Annotated in this window: 17 protein-coding genes; all 17 read left to right on the top strand. The window is 36.2% G+C overall.

Annotated elements, in window-relative coordinates:
* Positions 1-267 precede the first annotated feature (267 nt).
* The 17 genes from QU605_RS08475 to QU605_RS08395 all read left to right on the top strand — a co-directional run bounded on the left by QU605_RS08475 (position 268) and on the right by QU605_RS08395 (position 14081).
* Positions 268-948, top strand: a complete 681-nt coding sequence (locus QU605_RS08475; RefSeq protein ID WP_289724857.1) for a toxin-antitoxin system YwqK family antitoxin — start codon at positions 268-270, stop codon at positions 946-948.
* Positions 949-1129: 181 nt separating this feature from the next.
* Positions 1130-2161 carry a serine hydrolase domain-containing protein gene (locus QU605_RS08470; RefSeq protein ID WP_289724856.1) on the top strand — a complete coding sequence of 344 codons (1032 nt, stop codon included), beginning with the start codon at positions 1130-1132 and terminating at the stop codon, positions 2159-2161.
* Between the two features lie 144 nt (positions 2162-2305).
* Positions 2306-3664, top strand: a complete 1359-nt coding sequence (locus tag QU605_RS08465; protein WP_289724855.1) for an FAD-dependent oxidoreductase — start codon at positions 2306-2308, stop codon at positions 3662-3664.
* A 94-nt stretch (positions 3665-3758) separates the two neighbouring features.
* Positions 3759-4880 carry a hypothetical protein gene (locus tag QU605_RS08460; protein WP_289724854.1) on the top strand — a complete coding sequence of 374 codons (1122 nt, stop codon included), beginning with the start codon at positions 3759-3761 and terminating at the stop codon, positions 4878-4880.
* A 59-nt stretch (positions 4881-4939) separates the two neighbouring features.
* Positions 4940-5692 carry a DUF6090 family protein gene (locus tag QU605_RS08455; RefSeq protein ID WP_289724853.1) on the top strand — a complete coding sequence of 251 codons (753 nt, stop codon included), beginning with the start codon at positions 4940-4942 and terminating at the stop codon, positions 5690-5692.
* A 158-nt stretch (positions 5693-5850) separates the two neighbouring features.
* Complete coding sequence (locus QU605_RS08450; protein ID WP_289724852.1) at positions 5851-6243, top strand: hypothetical protein; 393 nt, start codon at positions 5851-5853, stop codon at positions 6241-6243.
* A 58-nt stretch (positions 6244-6301) separates the two neighbouring features.
* Entirely contained in the window at positions 6302-6772 is a 471-nt protein-coding gene (locus QU605_RS08445) for a nuclear transport factor 2 family protein (RefSeq protein ID WP_289724851.1), read from the top strand.
* Between the two features lie 31 nt (positions 6773-6803).
* On the top strand, positions 6804-7397 hold the full coding sequence (locus QU605_RS08440) for a hypothetical protein (RefSeq protein ID WP_289724850.1): 594 nt from the start codon (positions 6804-6806) through the stop codon (positions 7395-7397).
* A gap of 83 nt (positions 7398-7480) precedes the next feature.
* Positions 7481-7867, top strand: a complete 387-nt coding sequence (locus tag QU605_RS08435; protein WP_289724849.1) for a YybH family protein — start codon at positions 7481-7483, stop codon at positions 7865-7867.
* Positions 7868-8158: 291 nt separating this feature from the next.
* Positions 8159-8806, top strand: coding sequence for a PliI family lysozyme inhibitor of I-type lysozyme (locus tag QU605_RS08430; protein WP_289724848.1), 648 nt, complete (start codon positions 8159-8161; stop codon positions 8804-8806).
* Between the two features lie 245 nt (positions 8807-9051).
* Positions 9052-9453 (top strand): hypothetical protein, encoded by a 402-nt coding sequence (locus QU605_RS08425; protein ID WP_289724847.1) that lies wholly within the window; start codon positions 9052-9054, stop codon positions 9451-9453.
* Positions 9454-9643: 190 nt separating this feature from the next.
* On the top strand, positions 9644-10981 hold the full coding sequence (locus QU605_RS08420) for a serine hydrolase domain-containing protein (protein ID WP_289724846.1): 1338 nt from the start codon (positions 9644-9646) through the stop codon (positions 10979-10981).
* Positions 10982-11141: 160 nt separating this feature from the next.
* On the top strand, positions 11142-11924 hold the full coding sequence (locus QU605_RS08415) for a DUF6090 family protein (RefSeq protein ID WP_289724845.1): 783 nt from the start codon (positions 11142-11144) through the stop codon (positions 11922-11924).
* 70 nt (positions 11925-11994) lie between these two features.
* Positions 11995-12372: a DUF2200 domain-containing protein gene (locus QU605_RS08410; RefSeq protein WP_289724844.1), complete on the top strand. Its 378-nt coding sequence runs from the start codon at positions 11995-11997 to the stop codon at positions 12370-12372.
* A gap of 332 nt (positions 12373-12704) precedes the next feature.
* On the top strand, positions 12705-13244 hold the full coding sequence (locus QU605_RS08405; protein WP_289724843.1) for a DUF1697 domain-containing protein: 540 nt from the start codon (positions 12705-12707) through the stop codon (positions 13242-13244).
* A 251-nt stretch (positions 13245-13495) separates the two neighbouring features.
* Complete coding sequence (locus QU605_RS08400) at positions 13496-13852, top strand: hypothetical protein (protein ID WP_289724842.1); 357 nt, start codon at positions 13496-13498, stop codon at positions 13850-13852.
* 52 nt (positions 13853-13904) lie between these two features.
* Entirely contained in the window at positions 13905-14081 is a 177-nt protein-coding gene (locus QU605_RS08395; protein ID WP_289724841.1) for a VOC family protein, read from the top strand.
* The last annotated feature ends 242 nt before the right edge of the window (positions 14082-14323 follow it).

The following is a 14323-nucleotide window of genomic DNA, read 5'->3' as shown; positions in this document are numbered from 1 at the left end:
CATCAACGGCTGGATTTAAATTGTTGGTAATCAAACGATATCCAACGCCGCTACAAACCATAACCCGGGCCGTTGGCCATAGTAAAGACTAATGAAACGAATTCATTTTGACAATATGAGTAAGAATTGGTTTTTACTCACGATTTTGGTTCTTTCCATAATATTCTTACTTGTGGGAATATTTGAATTTATTCCGTTTGAAAATCCAAAAATGAATAAAGGGATAAGTGGAGTTGGGTTTTTACTGCAGCACTTTTTTTCAGTAGAATGTTCTGGTATAAAAATTTTGTTCAATGGAACAAAAAAGGAGCTGTCATCAAAATTAACTCCTTGCTTGGCAAATCATTGAGTTTTGATCAAATCATAAAGACTGAACTGATTGAAAAAGATTTTATTAAAGTCACCTTCCTAGTCGCATTTTTAATTTTTCAATCCGTTGGGTTTGCCCAAAAAGCTATATCCATGGAAGAAACTGAAACAAGACGAGAGGTTTCCATGGCCAATGCTTCTGGAAAAAACACAAATGGTGTTTACAGATATTACGCCCGTGGTGAGGACAAACCTTTTACCGGAATCTTGTTTGCAAAATATCCTAATGGAAATTATTCGTCGTGGCAAGAGTATGTTGATGGTCTTGGACAAGGTAAATGGATTAACTACTATGAAAATGGCAATTATAAAGAAATAGGATACTATAACAACAATCTTGTTGAAGGGCCAATAAAAAAGTTTTACGAAAATGGAAATCTGAAAGCTGAAGGAAACTATAAAGACTGGAGAGTTAAAATTGGAAAATGGGAATACTATGACCAAAATGGAAATTTTCAATCCTCGATAGACTACGGTGATAAGGGAAGTATTGAAGAAGTACAAGAGTACTATGATAGAGGTGAAATCTCCTATGGCTGGTACTCCGATATACTTTCAAAAAACGGATTTAAGGAATAGATTTTGGAACTAATCTCCAATAAAAGGCCACACAATAACGCCTATAACCCATCGCTCTCTAGGGCCAGCATTTAAATCTTATCTTAGTCAGAACATCTGGTTCGCTAAGGCCTGTACACTCAAGCGCCGTGTCATAGCCTGGTCGTCGTGGCCAATTTAATAAACTGTAGTTCCATATTCTATGAATAAGAAAAAAAAGCTCTTAATAATCAGAATCCTCTTGTTTGCCGGTACGGCAATCTCCCTGTTCTTTGTACCATGGCTTTTGGTGAAAGCCTGGATTTTACCGCTACCCGACACTGTTCAAGAACAAGCAGACGAGGCCATTGGACATGGGTTTGATGGCATAGTTGTCTATATAGACCAGGCGGGTCAATCGCCTCAATATTTTGCTTCAGGTTGGCATGATCGGGAATCTAAGATACCTGCCAAGCCCGATGCCTTATTTAAGATTGCCAGCATCAGCAAGCTATATGATGCTGTAGCGGTTACCAAATTGGTGAGTGATGGACGGCTTTCTCTCGATAGAACAATCGCTGATTATTTACCGGAACTTTCGGGAAAAATCGAAAACTCAGACAAAATCACTTTGAGGTTAATGATACAGCATAGAAGCGGTATTCCCAATTTTACGGACGCCCCAAATTTTTGGGCAGCTCCAACCGAAACCTTTGAAGAAAGCCTGGCATTGATTCAAGGCAAGCCGGCCAACTTTGAACCCGGGGAAGACTATGAATATTGCAATACGAATTATCTTTTAATCAATAAGATAATGGATAATGAATTAGGTTATGGAAATTTTCAATTCATTCAGGAAGAAATTCTGACACCTCTAAACCTTAACAATACCTTCGCCTCGTTAAGCGAAGTCAATCTAGAGGATGTAATGAGTGGCTATCATGTAGGATATCCCTCTGATTTAAAGACGAACGATTATGGTATGCATGCCACGGCAGAAGATGTAGGAACTTTTCTAAGGGCATTGAACGATGGATCATTGTTCGCGCCTGGAGAACAGGAAATATATGCTTCCATTTATGAATATGAACATTCAGGTTGGGTTCCTGGATACCAGAGTTTTGCAAAATTTCATAAAGATATTGATGCCGTTACTGTCGAATTCTACAGCACAACTGATCCTAAACTGTACAATTGGAACTTGTCAGAAATAATCAATAATAGAATTGTTAAGATTATTAGAAAGAGTAACTAGCCACAACATTGGCTTTACGTTAGGCAGGTGAAAGTGCAAGCCTGAATTTCGGTGCTTAACTACCTTTCACACTAACATGAAAGGCAATCTCCTTGAAATCCCACACAACCCATCGCCGAGACCGTTCGCATTAATACCCTAAAAATGAAAAACTCAATATTATTTCTATTCTACTCACTCGCATTAATATCATGTCAAACTTCTGATAAGATAGAGGAAGTAGTAGTTATTGGAGGCGGATTGATGGGAAGTTCAACAGCATGGGAGTTATCAAAGTATGGACAAAACGTTTTATTGATTGAGCAACAAGATTCAATTTACACTTTTGGCTCAAGCTTTGGAGAAGCGCGAATTTCGAGAAGCCTTGGGCCGAATGAAGATATCTTTTCATACCTGCAACAAACCTCTGTGAAAGAAACAAAGGATTTGATTAAATACTTAAATGAAGGAGAATCAAAAAAACTTCATTCTATGGAAGACATCTACAAAACTTCACCTGTAACTTATATTTACTCTCAATCTCAATCAAATGAAGTTGAAGAACTGTTAGATGGGCAGACTGATAAATATGAATATGCCACAAACTCAGGAGAAGCTTTAGAAAAATTTGGGATGAAAGTCTCGGATACAACAATGGTTATTCGTGAATACAAACAATATTCTGGCACACTCAATCCAAAAATATTAATTAAGAAACTGCATCAGGGGATCAAAAAGTCAGGAAATCGAGTTCAATACAGGCAAAAAGTAACCGACTTAAAAAAAGAGAATGGAATATATAAGATAACAATTAGCGATACAAAAACTGGACTAAGTAAGACTGTTTTGAGCAAAAAAGTCGTTGCAGCTGCTGGACCATATAATGGCACATTGGTAAAAGATATAGCGCCCTATATTAGGCGCTTAATAAATCCTGAACGACTATTTCTTTCATTCCTGAAAATTGATCCAATTAAGTACGATGAATTAACGCCCCAAGACAAAAATAAGCTTACGGCATCCTATCCGGTTGCATATCTGAATTCTGAAATATTCTACTCGATGATTGAAAAATTTGATGAAGAGGATAGACCTTTATTAAAGATAGGAGGACATTTTTTACGGACAGATATAACGGACTTAAATGCCGTTTGGGAAATGGAGCTAACGGAACAAGAAATCCTGTGGAGCAAAGAAAACACCGCGGACTATATGGTAAAGCTAAATTTACCTCTAACAGCATCAGATTTGGAGTTTGTTAAGGGTTATTCCTGTGTTTATTCCCTAACAGAATCTGAAGTACCTTATGTAAGTCATGTAATAAAAACTGATGAAGAAATTGACACCAGTTTTGTGCTCGTCGGAGGAATGTCTGGCATCGGAGCCAAAGGTTCACTGGCTTATGGGCTTATAGCCGCTGACCTTTTACTAGGTAAGAGCAATGAGTCTTTTATGTATCAAAAAACGAAATCATCTTTGGGCACAGATAGACTACGTCTGGACTTACAGAATATAGATGAATAAAGACCAGTGCCAACAATGTCCAAATATCATAGACCTAATCTACCAGACCGATTCTGCCCTTTTTAAGCAAAACTGTTCAACAAAATAGACAATAATGAGAATAAATCTTTTACTCATAGCTGGAATTTGTATCCTCACATCAGCATGTCGGAATCAGAAGAATGATTCTCAGGCAAGTTTTGAAAGCAAGAAATCAGAGAATCAATTTGATTTGCCTGATAGTCTGTCAACAAGAAGAATTTCTTTCGTTCTTAACCTGAAAAAAGCTGTTGCTGAAAGCAGTTGGTCTGACTTTGGGACAAAAAATAATGAAGGAACTTTAATTTACTTCGATTCAGATTGGTCTGAAGTGTTCTTTCCAGATTCACATATGAATAAAAAATTGCACAACTTCGAAAAACACAGTGATAATTATTGGCTAACAGGAAGGACGGACAGCGTTCCTTATCACATGGAGGTAATGATCAGTTTCAACGAAGCAGATTCTTCAGAGTTCTTCTTTAAGAATCCTGTAGAACAATATTCTTCTGTTGAAGAAATCGGGAAATACATCCCTTCCGTAGAAAGCACTGAAATGTGGGCAACTATGGTTGTTCATGAAATGTTTCATCACTTTCAATACAACAATGAGAATTTCGGAGACTATGCTGAATCTGTAATTGGAAAATTGCCTTTTGACGTTAGAAACCTGGTGGCCCTGTGTCAGGAAGACGAGCAATTTCTAACGATGATTCAGTTTGAAAATAAAATTCTTATGAAAGCCATTTCAGAGGAAAATAAGGATAATCGCGACTCTTTAATTTCATCCTACTTGAACCGAAGGGAAAAGCGGATCACCAAATACGGGTCGGAATATCCCCATCTTGAACCGGTAGAAAACTATTATATCATCCAGGAAGGATCGGCTAGGTACATTGAGTATCAGAGCATGTTTATCCTTAAAAGCTACTTCAATAATTCTGAAGCTCCAGCGATCCTTAAAGATCCAAAGTTTATTTCTTATTCAGAATTTGAAGAAATTGATCTCGAAAATGATGCGTTTAATTACCTGGTCTACGCTGGTCCGACTGACTATCACTATACACTTGGCTTTAATCTTATGCGCCTTTTGGATGAACTAAAAATTGAGTATAAAGAAGATCTTCTCAATAATCCAATAAAAGGATTACACCAATATTTAGAGGACTATATAAATACTATGCCTAATCAAAGCTAAACTGCATTAAACCCGTCTTAGCATTATCGTTGCGCTCCATAATGACCAACCCATAACCAATGATAAAATTCTTTAGAAGAATCAGACAAAATTTACTTTCAGAAGGAAAAACTGGAAAGTATTTTAAATATGCAATTGGAGAAATTGTACTTGTAGTTATTGGTATTTTAATCGCACTCCAGGTAAATGATCTTAACGAACAACGAAAAGAAAATAATTTTGAAGTTGACATATTAAAGGAAATTCGATCCAATCTGCAAACAGACCTGGTAGAGATCAGAGAGGATTTAGAGTTAATGGATTTCATTAATAAAGCCTGTTTAGATGTTAAGGACCATTTACTCAATCTCGAACAACCCACCGATTCTTTATCAATAAGCGCAGCTATATTAAGAGTTACACCACATTTTAGCCCCATAACCAGCGGTTATAATTTGCTTCAAAATAGAAGTGTTGGAATCATTAAAAATGATAGTTTAAGAGACGCCATCTTATATCAATATGACATGCTATATCCTTATTATAAAACTTATGAGGATGAGCGTGGACGATTTCATGCCTTACATAGCGAACCACAACTCTTAGAATACTTTTCAATGAATTATGATTCAGATCAACCTTTAAGTTTCGAAGGGTTGTTTTTTGAGATAAGCAAAGAAGACTATCAAAGATTGAGAAATGATTCAAAATTTTTGAAACTGCTAAAAGCTATTGCTTTTGAGAACAGCGCTACTCAATCACGTGGGCAAAGAGTTGAAAAAAGCACTATTGAACTAATTGATAAAATCGATCTTGAATTAAACTCAAAATAACGAAAGAACAACAATGGTTATGCCACATTGTGGTTTATACCACACCTAAATAATGGTATAAATCAGACGGCTGGATTTGGATGGAAGAATCCTGAAGATGATTTCACAACAAATAATATCCAAGACCTTTGTGCGTCATTTAATAAAAGCTAAAACCCATGAAACATCTTTTCTGCTTCACTTTTTTATTTCTATCACTCTCTTCCATTATAACTGCCCAAGAGGAAGAACAATCTGTTACGAGCTATAACGCTTCCCTAATTGGTGAATGGGTTATTGACTTACGCCCAACTCCACATGCTGAAGGATATTTTCAACCCTTTATAGTTGAATCAATAGAAGGAAATACGATTAATGGAACTTTTTATGGGAGCAACCTGGAGAACGCTCTTTTAAATGATAATTGGGAGAAGCTTTATTTTGCATTTACAACGAATGACGGGACTAACGAATATTATCATTCTGGTTATTTGCTAGATGGTAAATTATTTGGAATTACCTATTGTCCGGATAGAAAATTTACTGCCCCATGGACTGGTTCAAAAAAATGAAAACGGACGCACAACAATGGCCATATGCAATTTACACTAACCTAAACCAACACATCTATTGAAACCTTTAAAAATAATTTTTGCAGTTTTAATGGTCCTTTCCTTATCGTGTAAAAAAAGTTCAGACATATCTATTACAAGTGATAATGAAGTTCAATTTGATGTAGCTAAAGCCACAGCAATTGTCGAGAAACGAAATAAGGATTTTGAAGAAGCTTTAAAAGCTGGAGATTCCATTGCAGTAGGAGATATTTACACAATCGATTCAAAAATAATTGGTGCGTATGCGGGTAGAGACAATCTCATTAAAGAGGTGCACGAGTTGGTTCGAGATAGCATCACAGACATAAAATTCAAAATAATCAACATTTGGGGCAACGAAAATATTATTGTTGAAGATGCTTATGTTGAATTTTATCATTTGAATGGAACACTTGTGAGTAAAGGAAATTCTCTTTTCGTATGGAAAAAAGAGAGTGATAAGTGGCGAATTTTTCGTGATGTTTATAAACCACAAATAATTGAATAACAATTAAAGCACATTGAAAATATCTTTTAATATGAAAAGTCAAATTGTAATATTATTTGCGTTGGTGATCCTTGGTGCCTGTAACAGTCCAAAGAAATCTGGCATCACCCAACAACCAACTTTAGCTGATTATCAAGTTGGCGAGAAATGGGTTTGGAAATATAAAGGCGTAACAACGGAAGGAGAGGTGCGATCGGATGGAAAGGACACCAGAGAAATAGTCAATGCTAATGGAGTTTTAAGTATGACAATCGGAAATGACACCATTCCTGTTACTGAAATTGTGAAGCAAGATGAAAGTGAGACACCTAAATATAAATGGCCTCTGGAAGTGGGTAAAAAGTGGAAATATGAGAACAATTGGACAAGTCAGGATGGAACAACAGGAAACCAAAGTCAGGAGGCTGAGATATTATCATACAAAGAAGAAACAGTAGAAGCTGGCACATTCATGGCCTACACCATCAAATACACGGGTAAAACCACAAATTCCAGAGGTTATAACGCAGATGAAGAGGAGGTCTGGTTGTATTCCCCGGAAGTGAAAAATTTTATCAAACTGACTCAGGCTCAAGGTGATTTTTTCTACGAAGAGGAGTTAATTGAATATTCAAAGCCAGAATAAATCGAAATGGGCAAAACCTTAATCTTCCTTAAGCTTCTTTCTTAATATACCTTATAGGTACGCATGATTCTATTTCTTGACTTTTGTTTAAACAAAAAATAGAAGAGTTACTAAGTGTGTATAAGAAGTCATTGAATACATCCAATGCAAAACTCGCCCAAAGCCTTTACACAAAGGATGGAGTATTCATGCCAACAGAGGCACCTTCTGGAATAGGTTCTGAAGGTATATTAAAATCATATGAATTTGTATTCTCTCAAATTCACTTGAATATTGAATTCTTTATTGAGGAAATAGTAGTTGAAGGAAATATGGCCTTTGCAGTAACAAGTTCAAAGGGGACAGTTAAGGTTCATGCAAATGGCGTTGAAGTGCCCGAAGCAAACAGAGAGCTTTTTGTGTTCGAAAAAGCAAATGGAGAATGGAAAATTGCACGTTACATGTTTAATAAAACCGAGCCAAAAGGATAAAGAACTCCCTATAACATAGTGTATAAGTAATTGCGGTTTGAGAATGTACTCAAACCGCTACTTGTATATTAAAGTATTTTTCTCCAAGCAAAGCAGATATGTTTAATCCGCTATGGTCCTTTATCAACCCTAACCGACAAACACCCGGAAAATCAAAACGTCTGGAAAATAGGCTGGCAGGGCACAGGAATTTTTCCTATTTTAAAGTTCATTAAATAAAACTGGATTGGCCTGCGCCTTGAGGCGCCGGACCGCAGCCGGAACCCTTGGAAATACTTAAATAACAAAACTATGAATCAATTAAAAAAAATGTTCATTATTCTACTTGGTGTCTTAACAACCATAGCATGTAAGAACGAAAAGAAAAAAATCAATCCGGAACAAATTGAAAACACTGAGGTCTCAAGTACTAAGGAGGCTAATGAGGAAGAACAAAAAATTGTATTCCAAAAAACTTTGACATTACAAAATATAACCTTTGATATTAGAACTACTGGAGAAGGGTCTATTAGTGAGCTGACCATTCAACCTAGCGGATTGGAAATAGATAATCAAAAAATAGAAGTTGAAATAGACGGACAAGTTGTTAATGCAGAAATTGAAGATTTGAACTCAGATGGGTTTCCTGAAATCTTAGTTTATACAACTTCAGCAGGAAGTGGCAGCTATGGCAATGTAATTGGCTATTCAGTAAATAATGGAAAGTCTATAAGTCAAATTTACTTCCCGGAGATTTCTGAAAATAAAGAAGCAAGTAGTGGCTATATGGGACACGATGAATTTGCTATTATAGAGACCACTTTAGCGCGAAGATTTCCAGTTTATAAGGACGGTGATACAAATAGCAATCCTACAGGAGGCACTCGACAGATTGAATATAAACTAAAAGATGGTGAAGCCTCCAGACGATTTGTAATTGATAAGATTAGTGAATATTGATGAAATTTATTTCATGAAAACGAATATCCACACTGGCAGTAAGTAATGGTGCCGTTATCACCTACTTTCCTTTTAGTGTAAAATTTTGAGGCTATTCGCAAAAGTTGCGCACGGGTTACGGCATAGGCTAATGTACTATCTTAGGCTTTATTAATAATTCATGGAATGGCTTGAGCATAAATGGCGCCACGCCATAGTCGGAACCGTTTACAACTTTCACCAAAAAAAAGAATAAACGAAATAGGATGAAAATAATATTTGATGAATTGGAAAACTCAATCGAAATTAAAGATGGCCTAAAAAACCAATATCTTATTTTAAAAATTTTAATGCTGTTGAATTTGGCAAATGCAACGATCCGAATATTTGGAAAAGAAACAGATGAATATGGGTTTATTGAATATATATGGATCGGATTAGGAGTCATTTCATTGGCAGTACTCGTTATGTTCCTATTCAAAGTATCGACAGCGGAGAAAATTTCAATTGGAGAAATAAGTCGACTTGAAGAAAAAACAATCTTCGGAAAGAAAAGATTTGCCCTGGTATTGAAAAACGGAAAGAAGAGGAACCTGGGAAATTTTAAAGACCAATTTGAATTGGCACAAGCCCGTGAATTATTCACGAAAGCGGGAATAGCATACTGAATACAAAAAACGTTTTACATTGAATGTATAATCGCAGTTTGTTTGACTGCTCGATTCGCTTGGAATGGCGGATTCGACTACGTCCGAATCTACTGGGGATTGCTAATATCTGGGCCTAACTAAAAATTAGCACATGTTACTCCCAGCTGAGGGTTACACTAGACCGTTTGCAGCAATTAGAATTTAAGAGATGAGATACATATTAGTTTTATTATTCCTTTCCGTTAATCTTCAGGCACAAGCACAGGATATTTCTAAACTTGTGAATGACTATACTAATTCATACGTCAAAACTGGTGATTTCAGCGGTTGTATTCTCATTACAAAAAATGACGAAACCATATTTGAAAACTGTTATGGTTTTGCTACCCAATCCTTCAAAGTTCCGAATGAGATAAACACCAGATTCAAAATCGGATCTGTTTCAAAGCAGTTTACGGCAGCAGCCATTCTAATCTTGGAACAAGAAGGATTGTTACATACTACAGACACTTTGTCCAAATTTTTTCCGGATCACTCGAATGCCGAACGGATGACTATACAGCAACTTTTGACCCATACTGCAGGAATTGCTGATATATACACTGTGCCTAATTTCAATAAACTGTCCGGTGAAAAGAAAACTATATCTGATTTAACAAAATTAGTTCTGGATTCCGAACTTCAATTTGAATCGGGAACTCAATATGAATATTCAAATGGCGGATATGCCATTTTAGCCCAAATCATTGAAAAATTAAGTGGTAGCACCTATCAGGATTACCTGAAGGAAAATATATTCCAACCTTTGAAAATGACGGCGACCGGTCACAATAGATATAATGAGGTGGTTCCAGATCTCGCTGTTGGTTATGACCCTTCAGGATACAGTAATGTCAAGATAACCGACTTCCTTGACCCTGAATTGCTGAAAGGTTCAGGATCTCTGTATAGTACGGTGCAAGATCTACAATTATGGATTGGGTCAATTAAAAATAGATCTCTGATGAGTGAAGAATCTTACGAGAAATTTCTAGAGAATTATGGCCACAATTATGGTTATGGAATTTCTGTGTATGAATCTTTGGAAGAACCTGTATTTGGTCATGACGGAAGGGTCAATGGATATATTGCAGATTACCTGCACTATGAAGAGTCAGACATTTCTGTAATTATTCTGGGCAATATACAAACAGGTGTCGCAGATTTTTTTAGGAGAGACATTGCCGCAATAGTTTTCAACAAAGAATATGAAAGTAGAGCCAAGAGCATCCCGCCCGAAAAGGATACCAAAATTGACAAAGAAGAAATAATTGGCACCTACGCATTTGGACCAAATTTTAAAGTATATGTTGAAGGAATTGAGGGCAAAATTCAAGCCAGAGCAAACGAAGGAGGATATTCGGAATTGATCCTACTTGAAGATAGTCGATTTTTCAGTAGAACCCTGTACTCGTACATTGAGTTTAAAGAAGATGATCAAGGAAATATAGTTAAAATGGTTTGGACGAATAATGATGGAAATAGTTTCGAAGGGTTAAAGGAGTAACCGCTGCAAAAAGTGTATCTAAAAAATTGCAGTTTTGGTGCTTTATCAAAAATGAATGCCAAAAGTTTAAGTTCCGTATTTATCCGAAAAGTCAGAGAATTAAAACCACTACTTTTCATATACCAAACCGGTTTGCTTCATTACAACCAACCGCTAATCAATGATAAAATTCTTTCGAAAAATTAGACAAAACATGCTTTCAGAAGGCAATACTGGTAAGTATTTCAAATATGCAATTGGAGAGATCATACTGGTTGTTATTGGGATACTAATTGCATTACAGATTAATAATTGGAATGAACAAAGAATAGAGAGAAAGAAAGAACAAGCGATTTTAAAAAGGTTGACCAATGAATTTAGATCAAATCGGGAACAACTTTTAAATAAAATTGAAAGCAGAAATGATATTATTAAAAAATGTAGTCGACTGTTATCCTATTACAACGAACCTGAAAAGGCCGATATTGACAGCATTCTCACATATTTAGGAAGCATTGTTCCAACCACATTTGACCCTATTCAAAATGACTTAGTCAGCTCTGGTAGTATCGAAATTATAACGAACGAAGAGTTAAAGCAATTGCTTATAAATTGGAGCACAGATGTTATTCAGCTTCAAGAAGTAGAGCAAATGTTTTTAAGGTATTACGAAACAATCTATATGCCATACATGAACGAAATAGGCATCCAGCGTGATTTGGGTTTTTCTTTCTGGCAAAAAGCAAGTTCAGCCTTACTGGAAGCCAGAAAAGTGAGCAATCCCATCCCTGGAAAATCGAAAATCAGTATGTATAATAAAGTTATATTGCTTTCCGACCCAAAACTGGAAGGCATGATTGTATGGACTATGAATTTAAATACCTTTAATAACCAAGAGGGTCAAACTTTGATGAATAGGATTGATTATATCCTCCAGGTTTTAGAATCTGAGATTGTAGATTAAGGAAAGGGCAATAAATGCTATAAGAAATGGCGCAAAGCCGATACAACCTGACCTTTTAAAATCAATTATCATGAAAGTCACAGTCGAAAAAAATGAAAAAGTTGCCAATATGATATTCGCATCCATATATCCGCTTTACCTGAATAGACTGGAGAAAAATGGACGGACAAAGGAAGAACTCAACCAGGTAATTGAATGGTTCACGGGTATTGAACCGGATGCTTTACAAGCACTAATTGAAGAAAAAGCAACTTTTAGAACCTTTTTTCAAAAAGCGAAAATAAATCCAAACGCACACTTAATTAAAGGTGTCGTTTGTGGCTATCGAATTGAAGAAATAGAGGATGAGTTTAAAGTGTACAAACAATGCAGACGTATGGAAAAGCTGATTGATGAATTGGCAAAAGGTCGTAAAATGGAGAAAATTCTTAGGAAAGAAGCGAAATAAAGCCGGGGCAAAAAATGCGTAACCTGCAGCATTAAGAGTAGGTGTGAAGTTTGAAACAGTTGGATTACTTGTTTTTAAAGTGGGTGATGCCATTAGATGCCATGGAGGATCTTGTAGGAGGGGCAGGCTTAACACTTTGGAAAATCCTTAAAACCTGGGTAGATGAAACAAGGATCGACAGAGCGCATCCAACATTCATGGAATGGTATGAATGGCTAATTGATCTCCTGAATGAACGAGGGAAAACAAAACGTTTACCCGCCTTTATCAAATACATAAATTGGAATTCAACCCTTTTTTAAACCCCATCACAGAATACGATTAATTAGACAATGCAGAGAAAAGTCGGATTATTAAGAGGAATAAATGTAGGAGGAAAACGAAAAATCCGCATGGCTGACCTAAAGGCAATGTGTGAAAAAATAGGACTTAAAAATGTTCAAACATACATTCAAAGTGGAAACCTGATTTTCAATTCAGACAGAAAAAACGCTGAATTGGAAAATGCACTTGAAAAGGCAATTGCGGAAAAGTTTGGGTATGATGTTCCAGTTATTGTAAGGAGGGAAAATGAGCTTGAAAATTCAATTAGCAACAATCCCTTCATTGAGAAGACTGCCGAATTAAAGCGACTTCACCTGACCTTTCTCAAGGAAGAACCGATTCTAGAAAACCTTGAGAAAACACGAACCTACAATTACGAACCGGATCAATTCAAAATTGAAGACAAAGAAGTATTTATTTATTGTGAAGGAAAGTATCACGAATCAAAATTGACCAACAACTTTTTTGAAAAACAACTGAAAGTTGGAGCCACAACACGAAATTGGAGAACCGTTTTAAAACTTTCTGAGTTATGTAAAAAGGAATAAGGTGGACTACAGGATACCTGGTATGGCATCCTTGAAGGAACACAATCAGAATGGCCTTTGCTAATAATACCATGTGTTAGCTCTCCGCCAGGCTTAGAACATTTTCCTAACTTAGAAACCATCTATAATTCCCTGCAAGGTTTGGGCACCTACCCTGTTCTCGATTTATGCGTGGGATTCATTTTACATTTACTTGTAGCCGAGGCCGTTGGCTTTCATTAAGTCAATACATCAAAAGAAATCATTAAACCATGAAAATCTTATTCCCTGTAATATCCTTACTATTCTTAATACACTTTAAAGGCAAAGCTCAAACAGAATTTATACTTGAACCCTCTCAAAGCATGATAATGACCGGTAAGGGTCCGGGTCAGGACGGAACAATTAACCCGTATTTTGGGCAAGATTGCTATGCCATAGTAAACAATATTGGCGAAAGAGAATTTTCCATCAGAGTTCAACAAGAAGGAAAAATCATTGAAGAAATTCCAATCCTGAAGGGGGAATTAATAAAAGTGAAACTTCTGAAGGGTTATGAATTATACTTGGATCCAAATCCAGAAGGTATTGCGAAAGCCCGTGTAGATTATGAGAGAATAAATGAATAAAAGCATATAACATCAAAGGTTTTTAGAATGTATTGATGACTCAAATTCAAAATTGGGGTTAGCACATTTTGCGATATCGGTCGGGTCAAAGAAAAAGGTTGAGGCCCATACGGAACAAGTACGTAAAAATGGATTTAAAATAATTGGAGAACACAGGACAACAGGTGACGGATATTATGAAAGTGTAATTTCTGACCCTGAAGGAAATCTAATTGAAATAACAGAATAAAAACAGCTTACAATCTTTGGATAAAATCGGCGAAATAGGAGTAAATTCGGGACGTACATCCGGATCATAATCATAACGTTGTGCAAGTCTGAAGCCGGAAATCGACGGTTTTACATATTCGTACTGTTTCAACACTTTTGAAAAAATCAAAGTCAATCAAATGGAAAAAATCTGGGTATTACTAATAGCGCTATTGATTTTCTTAATATCCGTTTTTCTCTTTTGGAAGCTGACCAGTGGTT

It is taken from the genome of Robiginitalea aurantiaca, from assembly GCF_030380815.1.
GTDB classification, from domain to species: domain Bacteria; phylum Bacteroidota; class Bacteroidia; order Flavobacteriales; family Flavobacteriaceae; genus Robiginitalea; species Robiginitalea aurantiaca.
This window is presented reverse-complemented; position numbering and strand designations above follow the sequence as displayed.

What these genes read in the sequence shown, in the direction of transcription:
- QU605_RS08475 (WP_289724857.1), top strand. Translation starts at nt 268, where the DNA reads ATGTTCTGGTATAAAAATTTTGTTCAATGGAACAAAAAAGGAGCTGTC.
- QU605_RS08470 (WP_289724856.1), top strand. Translation starts at nt 1,130, where the DNA reads ATGAATAAGAAAAAAAAGCTCTTAATAATCAGAATCCTCTTGTTTGCC.
- QU605_RS08465 (WP_289724855.1), top strand. Translation starts at nt 2,306, where the DNA reads ATGAAAAACTCAATATTATTTCTATTCTACTCACTCGCATTAATATCA.
- QU605_RS08460 (WP_289724854.1), top strand. Translation starts at nt 3,759, where the DNA reads ATGAGAATAAATCTTTTACTCATAGCTGGAATTTGTATCCTCACATCA.
- QU605_RS08455 (WP_289724853.1), top strand. Translation starts at nt 4,940, where the DNA reads ATGATAAAATTCTTTAGAAGAATCAGACAAAATTTACTTTCAGAAGGA.
- QU605_RS08450 (WP_289724852.1), top strand. Translation starts at nt 5,851, where the DNA reads ATGAAACATCTTTTCTGCTTCACTTTTTTATTTCTATCACTCTCTTCC.
- QU605_RS08440 (WP_289724850.1), top strand. Translation starts at nt 6,804, where the DNA reads ATGAAAAGTCAAATTGTAATATTATTTGCGTTGGTGATCCTTGGTGCC.
- QU605_RS08430 (WP_289724848.1), top strand. Translation starts at nt 8,159, where the DNA reads ATGAATCAATTAAAAAAAATGTTCATTATTCTACTTGGTGTCTTAACA.
- QU605_RS08425 (WP_289724847.1), top strand. Translation starts at nt 9,052, where the DNA reads ATGAAAATAATATTTGATGAATTGGAAAACTCAATCGAAATTAAAGAT.
- QU605_RS08420 (WP_289724846.1), top strand. Translation starts at nt 9,644, where the DNA reads ATGAGATACATATTAGTTTTATTATTCCTTTCCGTTAATCTTCAGGCA.
- QU605_RS08415 (WP_289724845.1), top strand. Translation starts at nt 11,142, where the DNA reads ATGATAAAATTCTTTCGAAAAATTAGACAAAACATGCTTTCAGAAGGC.
- QU605_RS08410 (WP_289724844.1), top strand. Translation starts at nt 11,995, where the DNA reads ATGAAAGTCACAGTCGAAAAAAATGAAAAAGTTGCCAATATGATATTC.
- QU605_RS08405 (WP_289724843.1), top strand. Translation starts at nt 12,705, where the DNA reads ATGCAGAGAAAAGTCGGATTATTAAGAGGAATAAATGTAGGAGGAAAA.
- QU605_RS08400 (WP_289724842.1), top strand. Translation starts at nt 13,496, where the DNA reads ATGAAAATCTTATTCCCTGTAATATCCTTACTATTCTTAATACACTTT.